The 14,012-nt window shown below is 72.8% G+C and carries 13 protein-coding genes; 6 read left to right on the top strand and 7 right to left on the bottom strand.

What is annotated here, in order from left to right; genetic code table 11:
- Window positions 1-7: 7 nt before the first annotated feature.
- A complete protein-coding gene (locus IE239_RS37610; RefSeq protein ID WP_190153952.1) occupies window positions 8-1,600 on the bottom strand; it encodes an MFS transporter in 1,593 nt (530 codons plus the stop codon).
- A 179-nt stretch (window positions 1,601-1,779) separates the two neighbouring features.
- On the opposite strand from IE239_RS37610, the gene panB reads away from it, so the two are divergent.
- The 3 genes from panB (at window position 1,780) to IE239_RS37595 (ending at window position 4,910) form a co-directional block, all read left to right on the top strand.
- On the top strand, window positions 1,780-2,646 hold the full coding sequence (gene panB / locus IE239_RS37605) for a 3-methyl-2-oxobutanoate hydroxymethyltransferase (RefSeq protein ID WP_190153951.1): 867 nt from the start codon (window positions 1,780-1,782) through the stop codon (window positions 2,644-2,646).
- Window positions 2,647-3,066: 420 nt separating this feature from the next.
- A complete protein-coding gene (locus tag IE239_RS37600; protein WP_190153950.1) occupies window positions 3,067-4,092 on the top strand; it encodes an ATP-binding cassette domain-containing protein in 1,026 nt (341 codons plus the stop codon).
- A complete protein-coding gene (locus IE239_RS37595; protein ID WP_190153949.1) occupies window positions 4,089-4,910 on the top strand; it encodes an ABC transporter permease in 822 nt (273 codons plus the stop codon). The genes IE239_RS37600 and IE239_RS37595 overlap by 4 nt, the downstream gene beginning before the upstream one ends.
- Here the strand turns inward: IE239_RS37595 and IE239_RS42695 are convergent.
- Entirely contained in the window at window positions 4,907-8,551 is a 3,645-nt protein-coding gene (locus IE239_RS42695) for an AfsR/SARP family transcriptional regulator (RefSeq protein WP_229878649.1), read from the bottom strand. The two genes, IE239_RS37595 and IE239_RS42695, sit on opposite strands and share 4 nt — an antisense overlap.
- 236 nt (window positions 8,552-8,787) lie before the next feature.
- Between IE239_RS42695 and IE239_RS37585 the strand changes: the two genes are divergently transcribed.
- Window positions 8,788-9,588 (top strand): site-2 protease family protein, encoded by an 801-nt coding sequence (locus IE239_RS37585; RefSeq protein ID WP_190153948.1) that lies wholly within the window; start codon window positions 8,788-8,790, stop codon window positions 9,586-9,588.
- Window positions 9,589-9,611: 23 nt separating this feature from the next.
- On the opposite strand, the gene IE239_RS37580 is transcribed toward IE239_RS37585, so the two are convergent.
- The gene (locus IE239_RS37580) at window positions 9,612-9,881 is read right to left on the bottom strand and encodes a hypothetical protein (RefSeq protein WP_190153947.1); all 270 of its coding nucleotides are present in this window, start codon (window positions 9,879-9,881) and stop codon (window positions 9,612-9,614) included.
- Window positions 9,882-9,885: 4 nt separating this feature from the next.
- Complete coding sequence (npdG, locus tag IE239_RS37575) at window positions 9,886-10,614, bottom strand: NADPH-dependent F420 reductase (RefSeq protein ID WP_190153946.1); 729 nt, start codon at window positions 10,612-10,614, stop codon at window positions 9,886-9,888.
- A gap of 103 nt (window positions 10,615-10,717) precedes the next feature.
- On the opposite strand from npdG, the gene IE239_RS37570 reads away from it, so the two are divergent.
- Window positions 10,718-11,314, top strand: coding sequence for a hypothetical protein (locus IE239_RS37570; protein WP_190153945.1), 597 nt, complete (start codon window positions 10,718-10,720; stop codon window positions 11,312-11,314).
- 242 nt (window positions 11,315-11,556) lie between these two features.
- On the opposite strand, the gene IE239_RS37565 is transcribed toward IE239_RS37570, so the two are convergent.
- On the bottom strand, window positions 11,557-11,790 hold the full coding sequence (locus IE239_RS37565) for a hypothetical protein (protein ID WP_190153944.1): 234 nt from the start codon (window positions 11,788-11,790) through the stop codon (window positions 11,557-11,559).
- 57 nt (window positions 11,791-11,847) lie between these two features.
- On the opposite strand from IE239_RS37565, the gene map reads away from it, so the two are divergent.
- On the top strand, window positions 11,848-12,705 hold the full coding sequence (gene map / locus IE239_RS37560; protein ID WP_190153943.1) for a type I methionyl aminopeptidase: 858 nt from the start codon (window positions 11,848-11,850) through the stop codon (window positions 12,703-12,705).
- Window positions 12,706-12,816: 111 nt separating this feature from the next.
- Here the strand turns inward: map and IE239_RS37555 are convergent, their stop codons facing one another.
- Together IE239_RS37555 and IE239_RS37550 are read right to left on the bottom strand one after the other, a co-directional pair.
- A complete protein-coding gene (locus IE239_RS37555; RefSeq protein ID WP_190153942.1) occupies window positions 12,817-13,011 on the bottom strand; it encodes a hypothetical protein in 195 nt (64 codons plus the stop codon).
- Between the two features lie 106 nt (window positions 13,012-13,117).
- Window positions 13,118-13,762: a PhzF family phenazine biosynthesis protein gene (locus IE239_RS37550; RefSeq protein WP_190153941.1), complete on the bottom strand. Its 645-nt coding sequence runs from the start codon at window positions 13,760-13,762 to the stop codon at window positions 13,118-13,120.
- Window positions 13,763-14,012: the final 250 nt, after the last annotated feature.

The following is a 14,012-nucleotide window of genomic DNA, read 5'->3' as shown; positions in this document are numbered from 1 at the left end:
CCGTCCGCTAGCGCTTCGCCCGCGCCAGGTCCTCCTCGTCCGCTTCCTCCTGGGCGGGCTTCGGCCGGCCCGGCAGGAAGACGGCCACCACGATCGCGCCCAGCAGAGCCACCCCGGTCCCCCACAGGGCGGTGACGTGCATGGCGTGCAGGAAGGCGTCGTGGGCCGGAACGACCAGCGCCCGGCCCTGGTCGCCGAGCTTGGCCGCGATCCCGAGGGTGGCCTCGATGGACTCGCCCGCCGTGTCGCGCAGGCCCGCCGGCAGGGTCCCGAGACTGCCCTCGATGCCGTTCCGGTACGACGTCGACAGCACGGAGCCGAGGACGGCGATGCCGAGCGCGCCGCCGACCTGGCGGAAGGTGTTGCTCAGCGCGGAGGCGGAGCCCGCCTTCTCGCGGGGCAGGGCCTGCATGATGACGACACTGGTCGGGGTCATGATGTGGGCCATTCCCGCGCCCATGAAGAAGAAGACGACCTCCAGGAGCCAGATCGGGGTGTCGGCGTCCAGGGTGGCGAACGCGGCCAGCGTCGCGGCGAGGACGAGCATCGCCGCCGTGGTCGTCGCCCGGATCCCTATGCGGTCGACGACCAGCCGGGCGCGCGGCGCGAAGATCAGCTGGGCCGCGGCCAGCGGCAGCAGCAGCAGGCCGGTCTGCAGCGGCGAGTAGCCGCGCACGCTCTGGGTGTAGAAGACCGAGAAGAAGGTCACGCCCATCAGCGCGAAGAAGACCAGCGCGATGACGGAGATCGCGGCCGAGAACACCCTGTTCTTGAAGTAGTCCATGTCGACGGACGGGTGGTCGCTGCGCTTCTCGAACACCACGAACGCGGCCAGGACGGCCAGGCCGGCCCCGATGGTCGTCAGCACCGTCGGGTCCGTGAAGTCGGCCAGTTCGCCGCCCTTGATGATGCCGTACACCAGCAGGACGAGGCCGACCACGGACAGGACGACGCCGAGGGGGTCGACGCGGCCGGGCTTCGGATCGCGGGACTCCGGCACCAGCCACACCATCAGCCCGAACGCGAGCAGCACGATCGGCACGTTGATGAGGAAGACGGAGCCCCACCAGAAATGACCGAGGAGCAGTCCGCCGGTGATCGGGCCGATGGCGATGGCGAGTCCGACGCCGCCGGCCCAGACGCCGATCGCCTTGGGCTGCTCCTCCCGGTCGAAGACGTTCATCAGGACGGCGAGCGTGGCGGGCATCACGAAGGCCGCGCCGAGGGCCATCAGCGCGCGGAAGGCGATGAGCTGGGCGGGCGAGCCGGAGTGGGCGGCGAGCGCGGAGCCGATGCCGAACACCGCCAGCCCCCCGAGCAGGACCTTCTTGCGGCCGATGCGGTCGCCGAGGAGGCCGGCGGAGAACAGCAGTCCCGCGAAGACCAGCGTGTAGGCGTTGATCGCCCACTCCAGCTCGCTCTGGGTGGCCCCGAGGCCCGTCGGCGCGGGCGTCGAGATCGTCTTGATCGCGACGTTCAGGATCGAGTTGTCGAGCACCACGATCAACAGGCTCAGCATCAGGACGCCGAGGATCGCCCAGCGACGCCGGTGCACCGCTTCCGGTATCCGCGGAGCGGTGGGGACGGCAGGAGTAGTCATGACGTCGAGCCTAGAACAGTTCCGATACGGAACCGTCTCGTATCGATTCGTTCGGCGGCTTTCTTACTGAGGCTTTACCCACAGGGGGCGCTCTGGCCCTCTCCGACGCGAGGTGCCACCATGGGAGGTGGTCCGGGGACGCCGTGAGGGCGCCTCGAGATGACGAAGGAGCCGTTGCCATGACGCAGTTCTCGGCTGCCCCGACGAAGCCCGCCGACGGCAGCAAGGCGCTGTACGGGGGGAAGGGCACGCGCCGCATCACCGTCCGCGACCTCGCGCTCGCCAAGGAACGGGGCGAGAAGTGGCCCATGCTCACCGCGTACGACGCGATGACCGCGTCCGTCTTCGACGAGGCCGGGATCCCCGTGATGCTCGTCGGCGACTCCGCGGGCAACTGCCACCTGGGGTACGAGACGACCGTGCCCGTCACCCTCGACGAGATGACCATGCTGTCGGCGGCGGTCGTGCGCGGCACCTCCCGGGCGCTGATCGTCGGCGACCTGCCCTTCGGCTCCTACCAGGAGGGGCCGGTGCAGGCGCTGCGCTCCGCGACCCGCCTGGTCAAGGAGGCCGGCGTCGGAGCCGTGAAGCTGGAGGGCGGCGAGCGCTCGCACCGCCAGATCGAGCTCCTCGTCGAGTCCGGCATCCCGGTCATGGCGCACATCGGCCTGACCCCGCAGTCCGTGAACTCCATGGGCTACCGGGTGCAGGGCCGCGGCGAGGAGGCGGCCGCCCAGCTGCTGCGGGACGCCAAGGCCGTGCAGGACGCGGGCGCGTTCGCGGTGGTGCTGGAGCTGGTGCCGGCGGAGCTGGCGGCCGAGGTCACGCGCGTGCTGCACATCCCGACGGTGGGCATCGGCGCCGGTCCGGAGACCGACGCGCAGGTGCTGGTGTGGACCGACATGCTCGGGCTGACCGGCGGCCGGGTGCCGAAGTTCGTCAAGCAGTACGCGAACCTGCGTGAGGTCATGGGGAACGCGGCGAAGGCCTTCGCGGAGGACGTCGTCGGCGGAACGTTCCCGCTGGACGAGCACTCCGTCCACTAGGGCGCGTTTCGAAAGTAGCGTCGCCCGCCCGGAGGGCGGGCCCGGCGGCGTCTGGTGCGTGCGATCGCAAGGCGGAGGGTCGCCCCGATACTGGATGTATCGGGGTGATCCCGACAACGCGGCGAGCGTGCGTGCCAGGCGTCGCCGGGCAGACGGGACTTTCGAAACACGCCCTAGAACCGGAGCCGGCCCCGCACCACGGCAGCCCGCCGACCGTCCCCCGTCGGCGGGCTGCCGGCGGCTGCTGTCGGCGGGGTGGGACGGTCGGCGGGCGGGCCCGCATGGCGGCGCAGGCCCTGCCGGTGGCCCGCCGGGGCGTCGGTCGGTCGCCCGGCGGTTGTCGGTCGGTTGTCGGTGACTGTCGGCGGTCGTCGGCGTTCTGTCGGCATTCTGTCGGCGGGGGGCGGCACTGTTGTCGGCATGACGCGAATCGACACGAACCCCGCAGGCGCGACGAGCGCCGTGACCGTTCGGGGGCTGGTGAAGCACTACGGCGAGACCAAGGCCCTGGACGGGGTCGACCTGGACGTACGCGAAGGCACCGTCATGGGGGTGCTGGGGCCGAACGGCGCCGGAAAGACCACCCTCGTACGGATCCTGTCCACCCTGCTCGCCCCCGACAGCGGACACGCGACCGTCGTCGGCTACGACGTCGTACGCCAGCCCCGGCAGCTGCGCCGGGTCATCGGCCTCACCGGTCAGTACGCCTCCGTGGACGAGAAGCTCCCCGGCTGGGAGAACCTGTACCTCATCGGACGCCTGCTCGACCTGTCCCGCAAGGACGCCCGCGCCCGCGCCGACGAGCTGCTGGAACGGTTCTCGCTCACGGACGCGGCCAGGCGGCCGGCGAGCACGTACTCCGGCGGCATGCGGCGACGGCTCGACCTGGCCGCGTCGATGATCGGACGTCCGCACGTGCTGTTCCTGGACGAGCCGACCACCGGGCTCGACCCCCGCACCCGCAACGAGGTCTGGGGCGAGGTCAAGCGGATGGTCGGCGACGGGGTGACCGTCCTGCTCACCACCCAGTACATGGAGGAGGCCGAGCAGCTCGCCTCCGAGCTGACCGTCGTGGACCGGGGCAGGGTCATCGCGAACGGCGCCATCGAAGAGCTGAAGGCGAAGGTCGGCGGCCGCGCGCTGCGGGTCCGCCCGGCCGACCCGGCGCAACTGCGCACACTCGCCGGATGGATCGACGACCTGGGCCTCACCGGACTCGCCACCACGGTAGTGGACGCCGAGCGCGGCTCGGTCCTGGTACCGGTCCTCAGCGACGAGCAACTGACCGCCGTGGTCGGCGCGGTCACCGCCCGAGGCGTCACCCTGGCCTCCATCAGCACCGAACTGCCCAGCCTGGACGAGGTGTTCCTGTCCCTCACCGGCCACCGCGCCGGCGCCGTGGACGACGCCGAGCCCGCCGACACCCGTGAGAAGGTCTCCGTATGAGCGCCACGACCGCTCCTGCCGCCGGCATCGAGGCGGACGCCCGCATCCCGCTGCGCGGTCACCTGCGCCACACCGGGGCTCTGGTCCGCCGCAATCTGCTGTGGATACGGCAGGACCCGGAGTCGATGTTCGACGCGCTGCTGATGCCGATCGTCTTCACCCTGCTCTTCGTGTACGTCTTCGGCGGCTCGATCGGGCAGGCGCTGGGCGGCGGCCAGGACGGCTACGTCCAGTACGTGATCCCCGGCATGATCGCGATGATGAGCATGACGCTGTCCCAGGGCGTCGGCACCGGCTTCAGCCAGGACTTCAACTCCGGCGTCATGGACCGCTTCCGCTCGCTGCCGATCGGGCGCGGCTCGGTACTGTTCGCGAAGATCTCGGTGGAGATCGTCCGGATGCTCTTCGCGACGACCGTGCTGATGATCGTCTCCGTCCTGGTCGGATTCGACGTCGAGAGCTGGCCGGGACTGTTCGCGGCCGTCGGTCTGTCCACCGTGTTCGCCTCGTCGATCATGTGGGTGTTCCTCACCCTGGGCGTGGTCCTGAAGAACGCCCAGTCCGTGCAGGCCATGGGGTTCCTGGTGCTCTTCCCGCTGCAGTTCGGCTCGTCGATCTTCGCCCCCACGGCGTCGATGCCGGGCTGGCTCCAGGCCTTCACCGACTACAACCCGCTGTCCGCGCTCGCGGACGCGGCGCGCGGTCTGATGTCGGGCGGCCCGGTCGCGCACGGCCTGTGGGTGACGCTGGCCTGGTCGGTCGGGCTCACCGCGGTGATGGCCCCGATCGCGATCCACAAGTTCCGGACCAAGAGCTAGGCGCCACCCGCTCCCGGTGGACCGGTCAGGAGCGTCGTCGGCGCCCGTGACCGGTCCACCGGGGGCGGTGTGCGTCCCACCAGAGCGGTGACCTCCTCGTAGGAGAGGCCACCGCCCTCGGCGTACGCCGACGCGAAGTCGTCGTCGTCGAGGGCGGCACGGGCCCGGGTCACGGCCACGTCGTGCGCCTCGCGTTCCCAGCGCGTGTGCACGTGCCCCGGCGGCAGCAGCGCGTCGGCGGCGCCCAGGCAGCGGGCGGCGGCAGCGGCGTGGCTGCCGCCGTCCACGCCGGCGAGAGCGGTCGCGGCGACGCAGAGGTAGACGGAGCGCAGGTGCGGGGCGATGGCCAGGGACAGCGGGTCGGCTGCCCGGAGCAGCGCGGCGCGGATGCCGGTCAGGGCCTGCTCGTAACGGTCCTCGACCGCGTCGAGCCAGGCCTCCGTGCCCTGCGCGAAGGCTTCGAAGACCGCGAGACGCCCGGAGTCCAGGTTCCCTCGCAGCAGACGGAGTTGCTCGCGCGCCTCGGCCCGGCGACCGGTGATGCCGAGCCGGCCGACGAGAACGAGCCGGGCCACCGGGAGGGCCTCGTGTCCGCTCTGCTCGGGCCGGTCGATCACCTCGCGCAGCAGACGCTCGCCCCGCGCCCCGTCCTCCACCTCCAGCAGCACGCTGCCCAGCCGCGCTGTCAGAAACGCCGCCTGCATCCGGGCGTTCAGCCGTTCGGCGTGGTCGATGGCCTCTTCGTAGTCGGCGGCGGCCCTGCGGTAGTCGCCCAGCCGCTCATGGGCCTCGGCGCGGGCGGAGAGCGCCTCTGCGGTGCCCCAGACGTCGCCGAGCCGCCGGAAGATCTCCAGCGCCTCGTCGGCGTCACGGCGGGCGCTCTCGGCCCACTCGGACCGGTTGGCGAGGATGTTGGCGCGCAGCTGCAGACAGGAGGCGAGTTCCCACTCGTAGCCCGGCGTGCGGCGGCAGGTGTCGACGTTGGCGTCGGAGACCACCCGGACCCGCTCCATGTCGCCGGTCATCAGCACGGCGAAGAACCAGAGCAGTCCGGGCGTCCGGCAGGTCTGTGGGAGTCCCGGCTCGTAGACCTCGGCGATCAGGCGCAGCTTGGCCTGCGCGGCCGGGCTCCGCCAGGTCGCCAACTCGGTTTCCATACAGGCCAGATGCGCGAGATGGACGCCTCGGCGGGCCTCCAGGAGCAGCTCCCCGGCCAGTGGGGGCGGGGCGTCGATGCACGGCTTCCACACCGGGGCGGCCCGGCGCAGGGGTTCGGCGAACGGGTCGGGGCCCAGGGCCATGACCTCGACGCACCAGGCGCGGGCCTCCAGGCGCAGGTCGCGCATCTGCCAGTACCAGACCAGGGAGAGGGTCAGGCTGAGCGCCTCCTGCTCGTCGCGCGCGTCGACGGCCCGGCGCAGCGCGGTGCGCAGGTTCTCGTACTCGAGCTGGAAGCGCTCGACGGCCTCGCGCTGCCCCGAACCGCGCAGCAACGGCTCGGTGGTGCGGGCGAGTTCACGGTAGTACGTCAGATGCGCGCGCTCGGCGGCCGCCCGCCTCCCCGACTCGTCCAGCCGTTCGCCCGCGTACTCGGCGACGGTCTCAAGGAGCCGGTAGCGCATTCCCCCGCCGGGCGCGGGAGCGGCGACGACGAGCGACTTGTCGACCAGGGAGGCGAGGGAGTCCAGGGGGCTGCGGACAGCGCGAAAGGCGCGGGGGGCGTGCGGCGTGCGGGAGTTGGAGAGGCCGAGGAAGGCCTGCGGGTCGGGGGAGGTGGGGGGTGCGGGGGATGTGCGGGGCTCGGGGGCGCCGACGGCGTCCGAGGGCGCGAAGGCGGGCGGGACAGGCAAGGCGGATGGGGCAGGCGAGGCGGAAGGGGCAGGCGGGGCGCACACGGCTTCGACCGCGGCCAGGTCGCAGCCCCGGGCGAAGACGGAGAGCCGCGCCAGGACGTCGCGTTCGTCCTCGTCGAGCAGGTCCCAGGACCAGTCGACGACGGCCCGCAGGGTCTGCTGGCGGGGCAGGACCGTACGGCTGCCGGAGGTGAGCAGACGGAAGCGGTCGTCGAGCCGGCCGGCGATCTGGCGGGGCGTCAGCATCCGCAGCCGGGCGGCGGCGAGCTCGACGGCGAGGGGCAGACCGTCGAGGCGACGGCAGATCTCGGCACAGGCCTCGGGGTCGTCCTCGACGCGGAAGCCCGGCCGGGCGGCCGCGCCCCGGTCGGCGAGCAGCCGCAGCGCGGCCGGCTCCGGCAGAGGGTCCAGCGGGCGCAGGACCTCCCCGGGCACGCCGAGGGGCTCACGGCTGGTGGCCAGCACCGTCACCCCGGGGCAGCGCGCCAGCAGCTCCTCGACCAGCCGGGCGGCCGCCTCCACCACGTGTTCGCAGTTGTCCAGGACGATGAGCATGCGACGTCGGACACAGTGCTCGACCAGCCGCTCCACAGGGTCGCCGCGACGCTCGGCGACGGCCCGCAGCTCGTCGGCGCCGGCGCCGTACAGCACGGTCTCGCGCGCCCCCACGGCGGTGAGGACGGTCTGCGCCACGGCCTCCGGGTCGGCGACGGGCGCGAGCTCGGCCAGCCAGACGCCGTCGCGTGCCGTGTCCCCCACGGCCTCGGCGGCCTCCTGCGACAGCCGTGTCTTGCCGGCCCCGCCGGGCCCGAGCAGCGTGACGAGACGGGCGCTCGCGAGGTCGCCCCGGAGGGCCGCGATGTCGTCCTCGCGGCCGACGAACGAGGTGAGCCGCGCGCGGAGGTTGCCCAGCGCGGGCGGCGCCCCGGACCGGGAGACCCGCACCGACCGGGCGGCCGTCCCCGCGGGCTCCCCCTCCCCCGGCCCCTCCGGTGCCGCCGGGGCTGCCGGGGCTGCCGCGACCTGCGGGGCCTGCGGGCCCTGCGGGACTCGCGGAGCTCGCGGGCTGAGCAGTTCGGCGTGCAGGGCGCGCAGTTCGGGCCCGGGGTCGGCGCCGAGGCGTTCCGCCAGCAGTCGGCGCACCTCGTCGTAGGCGGCCAGCGCCTGGGCGGTGCGGCCCGCGTCGCGCAGGGCGCGCAGCCGCAGCGCCTGGAGCGGCTCGTCCAGGGGGTGGGCGTCGCACAGGGCCGTGAGCTCGGGCAGCGACTGCCCGGCCTGGCCGAGGGCTATCGCGGCGGTGTGGCGGGCACGCGCCGCGTCCAGGCGACGGGCGTCCCAGCGGGCCGCCTCGGCGGCCCGGTCGGGCAGGTCGGCGAGGGCCGGACCGTGCCACAGGGCGAGGGCGTCGTCCAGCAGGACGGCCGCCTCGGCGGGGTCGCCGTCCGCCAGAGCGCGCGCCCCGTCGGCGGTCAGCCGCTCGAAACGGTGCAGGTCGACGTCGTCGGGGACGGCCGCCAGCCGGTAGCCGCCCGCGGCCGAGTGGATCGCGTCCGCGCCGAGGATCCGGCGCAGCCGGCCGACGAGCGCCTGCAGCGCGCCCGGCGCGTCGGCGGGCGGCTCCCCGGCCCAGACCTCCGCCGTCAGCAGCCCTGCCGGAACGCTCCGCCCGGCCCGCAGCGCCAGCACCGTGAGCAGGGCGCGCAGCCGCGCCCCGCCGACCACGACGGGGGTGCCGTCCGGGCGGAGTGCCTGGGTCGTGCCGAGAATGCGGTAGCGCACGGGAGTCATTGTCCCCGGCGCGGTCGGCGAGGGTCACGGGGTTTCCCGGAGTGGCGGCGAACGCCGTGCCCTGGTCCCAGCCGATCCGCCCGTCCCACCCGGCGCGCCCGGCCCGCGCGCGGTGCGCCGGAGCCCGGCGGGCCCGGTCCGTCCGTGCGGAACCCGGGGCCCGGCATGAGACGTTTCCCCGGTGTGCCCGGTACGGTCGGGCAGTTCCACATGTGCGTACGAACTCAGGGGGCCCCATGACGACCGCCACCACCCGCGACAGCGAGCGCCAGATCAGTCCCGTCTTCATCGGCATCCTGGCCGTGACGGCGGTCACCGGCTGGGCGACCTGGACGGGCTTCGCCGAGCAGCCCGGCGTAGCGGTGTTCCTGTTCGTGACGGCGGCCTGGATCGTGTCCCTGTGTCTGCACGAGTACGCGCACGCGCGGACCGCCCTGCACAGCGGCGACATCTCGGTCGGCGCGAAGGGCTATCTCACCCTCAACCCGCTCAAGTACACGCACGCCCTGCTCAGCATCGTCCTGCCGGTGCTGTTCGTGGTCATGGGCGGGATCGGTCTGCCGGGCGGCGCGGTGTTCATCGAGCGCGGGCGGATCCGGGGGCGGTGGCGGCACAGTCTGATCTCGGCTGCCGGGCCGCTGACGAACGTGCTGTTCGCGGTGGTGTGCACGGCGCCGTTCTGGCTGGACGCGCTGGACGGCGTGCCGGACGACTTCCGGTTCGCGCTCGGCTTCCTCGCCCTGCTCCAGGTGACGGCGGCGATCCTGAACTTCCTGCCGGTGCCGGGTCTGGACGGCTACGGGGTCATCGAGCCCTGGCTGTCGTACGGCGTGAAGCGGCAGGTCGAGCCGTTCGCGCCGTTCGGCCTGCTGTTCGTGTTCGCCCTGCTGTGGGTGCCGTCGGTGAACAGCGCCTTCTTCGACGTGGTCGACGCGCTGCTGCGCCAACTCGGGATCAGCGAAATTGACACGTACTGCGGTCAGTCCCTGTACCGCTTCTGGCAGGGCACGAACGAGTTCTGCTCGGCCGGCCGGTGACCTCGGCCGGCCCGTGACCCGGGTCAGCCCGTGACCTGGGTCCGGTCAGTCCTGCGCGCCTTGTCCCGCTTCAGGTAGTACCAGGTCATGTTGGACGACAGGCCCGCGAGCAGCACCCACACGATGCCCAGGAGGCTGCCCTGGACGAAGGAGACGACCGCCGCGGCCACGGCGAGCACGCAGACGACGAGGCTGTAGAGGGCGAGTCGCCGGGTCGGGCCGGGCGAGGGCAGGGGAGGCATGTCGGTCGGCTCCTGTCGGGGGACACTGCTTCGCCGTCCAGTGTCCCCCATGCGCTCAGACGTCGGTGACGCGCAGCCCGGCGTGGGCCTTGTAGCGGCGGTTGACCGAGATCAGGTTGGCGACCAGGGACTCCACCTGGTGGGCGTTGCGCAGCCGGCCCGCGAAGACGCCGCGCATGCCGGGGATGCGGCCGGCCAGCGCCTGCACGATCTCGACGTCGGCCCTCTCCTCGCCCAGCACCATCACATCGGTGTCGATCTCGTCGATCTCCGGGTCCTGCAGAAGGACCGCCGACAGGTGGTGGAAGGCGGCGGCGACGCGCGAGTCCGGCAGCAGGGCCGCGGCCTGCTCCGCCGCGCTGCCCTCCTCCGGCTTCAGCGCGTAGGCGCCCTTCTTGTCGAAGCCGAGCGGGTTGACGCAGTCGACGACGAGCTTGCCCGCCAGTTCCTCGCGCAGGGCCTCCAGCGTCTTGCCGTGGCCGTCCCACGGGACGGCGACGATCACGATGTCGCTGCGGCGCGCGGTCTCGGCGTTGTCGGCGCCCTCGACACCGTGCCCGAGTTCCTCGGCGGCGGCCCGGGCGCGGTCGGCGGCGCGCGAGCCGATGATCACCTTCTGGCCGGCCTTGGCCAGGCGGTAGGCGAGGCCCTTGCCCTGCGGGCCGGTGCCGCCGAGCACGCCGACGACCAGTCCGGACACGTCGGGAAGATCCCAGGGGTCCTTCGCGGGGGCCTTCGCGGGGGCGGCCCCGGGGGTGTGGTGAGCACTGTCGGTAGAGGTCATGGGCCGACTTTACGTGGGCACGTCCGGCGGCCCTTCCTCATGTCGGGTGAACGGGCGGCGAACCCCGGGCCGGGGGCGGCCGGGTGCGGCAGCATGCGGGCGCATGGACGCCGTACGGGTCGCGCTGCTGCGTGAGGTGCTCGCCGGGACCGAGTGGCTGGGTGCCACCCGGCGGTTCGCCGCGGTGCTGCGGGGGTCGGTCGTGTCGCACGGGGGCGGGCTGCTGCTGGCGGGCACGGCGGAGTACGAGCCCTGGCATCTCGCGGCGCATCTGGTGGACGAGGCGGCGTGGTCGGGCACGCCGGAGCTGGCGCCCACGCTGGTCCGTCACGATCCGCGAGCCGGCGACCCCGCGCACCTCGCGGTGGGTCCGGGCCGGATCGAGGCTGCGCGGCGGGGCGAGACGCTGCTGGTGGCGTCGCCGTCGGCGGACGCACCGCTTCTGGAGCGGGTGGCGGACGCCCGCCGGGCCGGGGTCACGGTGCTCGCGCTCGGTCCCGTCGAGAGGGATCTGGCGGCGCTGGCGCACGAGGCGCTGGCCGTGCCGGACGGCTCCGAGCTGGACCTGGACACCGTGCAGCACCTGGTGAGCGCGGCGGCCGGTGAGACGCTGCCGCCGGCCCGAGGGCGCCGACGGCTCGCGGACCGTCTCTCCCGCCTCGCCGATCGTCTGACGGCGCCGCCTCCTCCCCCCTGGTGACGCGGCAGAAGCTGTGGTCCCCGGCTTTCCTCACGGCCGGCCATGACCCCGCGTGACGGACTCCGGCCCCTCCATCGACCCTCGGCCCTCCGCGGTCCCCGCACGTCTTCGCGGGCCGCTCCCCGGTCTCGCCCCGTCTCGCCGCCTGGCGGGCCTCGCGGGACGGCGCGGGCGCGGGCGCAGCGGTCGACGGCCGCACCCGCGCTGAGCGGTGACCGCCCGGCCACATGTTCTGGTGGAGGTCAGTCCTCGTCCGTGGGTCCGCCCGTGGGGGCGTCGTGCCATCTGGGGTCGTTCTCCCACTGGAGGTTGCGTTCGCGGGCGCTCTCCATGGCGTGTTCGGCCTCCGCACGGGTGGCGTACGGGCCGAACCGGTCCTTGGCCGGGCACTCCGGCCCGTCCTCGACCTTCTTGTGCTCCAGGCAGTAGTACCACTCGCCCGGTTTGCCGGCGGTCCGCTTCTTGAACAGGGGCATGACGGCTCCTCTCGCCATCGTCATGTTCCCCCATGCCCGCTCGTTAGACTCACTGGCATGTCTGGCCAGTCGCTGCTCGCACCGGGGGAGCTGTCCCCCGCCCGTTCCGTGCCCGGAAACATCCGCCGCCCCGAGTACGTGGGCAAACCGGCGCCGACGCCCTATACCGGGCCGGAGGTGCAGACGCCCGAGACGGTGGAGGCGATGCGCCGGGCCGGCCGGATCGCCGCGCGGGCGATGGCGGAGGCCGCGAAACTGATCTCGCCGGGGGTCACCACCGACGAACTGGACAGGGTCGCGCACGAGTACATGTGCGATCACGGCGCCTACCCGTCGACGCTGGGCTACCGGGGCTTCCCGAAGTCGCTGTGCACGAGCGTCAACGAGGTCATCTGCCACGGCATCCCGGACTCGACGGTCCTGCGGGACGGCGACATCGTCAACCTCGACGTGACCGCGTACATCGGCGGGGTGCACGGCGACAACAACGCCACGTACCTGGTCGGGGACGTCGACGAGGAGTCGCGGCTGCTGGTGGAGCGGACCCGGGAGTCCCTGGAGCGGGCGATCAAGGCGGTCAGGCCCGGCCGTCAGATCAACGTCATCGGGCGGGTCATCGAGTCGTACGCCAAGCGGTTCGGGTACGGGGTGGTGCGGGACTTCACCGGTCACGGCATCAACTCGTCGTTCCACTCCGGGCTGATCATCCCGCACTACGACAGCCCGCACGCGACGACCGTCATCCAGCCGGGGATGACGTTCACCATCGAGCCGATGCTGACGCTCGGCACGCACGACTACGACATGTGGGACGACGGCTGGACCGTGGTGACCAAGGACCGCAAGCGCACGGCCCAGTTCGAGCACACCCTGGTGGTGACGGAGACGGGGGCGGAGGTCCTCACCCTGCCGTAGCCGCCCGCGTGCGAGCCCGCTCTCCTCGGAGGGCGGGCTTTTCGCGGTCACGGGCTTCCCCCGCGCGCGGGCCGGGCCCCCTCGCTTCGCCGCGAGGGGGCCCGGGGTCGGTCAGAACCGGTCGCAGTGCTTGCCGGCCCAGAAGATGTCCGCGGAGACCGTGTCGATCGCGCCGATGTACGGGCTGCAGACGACCCTGAAGTGGTGGTGCGGGCGGGGGGCCTCGTCGGCGGTGGCGGTCGTCGCGCCGACGGCGGCGAGCGCGATGCCCAGGACGGTCGCGGCCAGGACTGAACGGATACGCATGACGTTCCTCTCACGGGGCTGAGTGGTCACGCCCAGAGGTCCCCGTTCGCCTCCCCGCGCACACGCCACACCACCCGTACGGACCCCAGGGACCGGCTCGAAGGGCTCAGCGCTCCAGGAACACCCGGCCGCCGACCTCCACCCAGCCGTGGGGCTGCGGGGCCGTCAGGATCTGGGAGCCCGCGCCCTGCGTGATGTTCAGGGCGCGGCCGAGCCGTTCGGTGAGCAGGAGGGCGGCCGCGCCGGTGGCCTCGTCCTCGTCGACGCCGTCGTCGCGGCCGGGGAAGGCGCGGGCGCGGATCCGGCCGGCCGGTTCGTCCTCCCAGGCCCAGGCGTAGATCCACTCGCCTTTGGGCGGCACGGGCAGGTCGTCGACCTCCGCGGCCGTCGCGTACTGCCGGAGGGTGCGCGGCGGGGCCCATTCGGCGCGTGCCTCGATCCAGGTGAACTCCCCGTCCAGGCGGGTGCCCACGACGCCGGCCGGGGTGACGAGCTCGGGCACGTCGAGCAGCCAGGCGGCGCCCACGCACGGGTGTCCCGCGAAGGGCAGCCGCAGGGTGGGCGTGTAGATGTCGATGACTCCGCGCTCGGGGTCGTCGACGAACACCGTCTCGCTGAAGCCGAGCTTCGCCGCGAGGCCCTGGCGGTCCTCCGGGTCCGGCAGCACCGAGCCTTCGCGGACCACGCCCAGTTCGTTGCCGTAGCCGCCGTTCGGCGCGCAGAAGACACGGAGCACGTCGTAATCAGTCACCGGGGAATTGAAGCACCGGTCGGGCGGCGGTCCGGCCCGGACGGCGGCCCGTCCCGGAGGGCGGGTTCGCCGTCCGGGAGGCGTGGGCGGCACAGGAAGCGGAATCCTTGAGTTTCTCTTGACCTCCCCTTGACGTCCGCTTTGTCTCACCGTGATCGTCTCGTGCTCTTACAGCGTCTATGAGAGGTGAATCACGGCCTCGACGGGTATCAGGCAGGTAAGCCTTGGATAAGTTAGGTGAGCCTCACCA

The sequence above is a fragment of the Streptomyces humidus genome (assembly GCF_014649655.1).
In the GTDB taxonomy this organism is placed as follows: Bacteria; Actinomycetota; Actinomycetes; order Streptomycetales; family Streptomycetaceae; genus Streptomyces; species Streptomyces humidus.
Note: the sequence above shows the minus strand (reverse complement) of the source record. Positions and strands in the feature narration are given on the sequence as shown.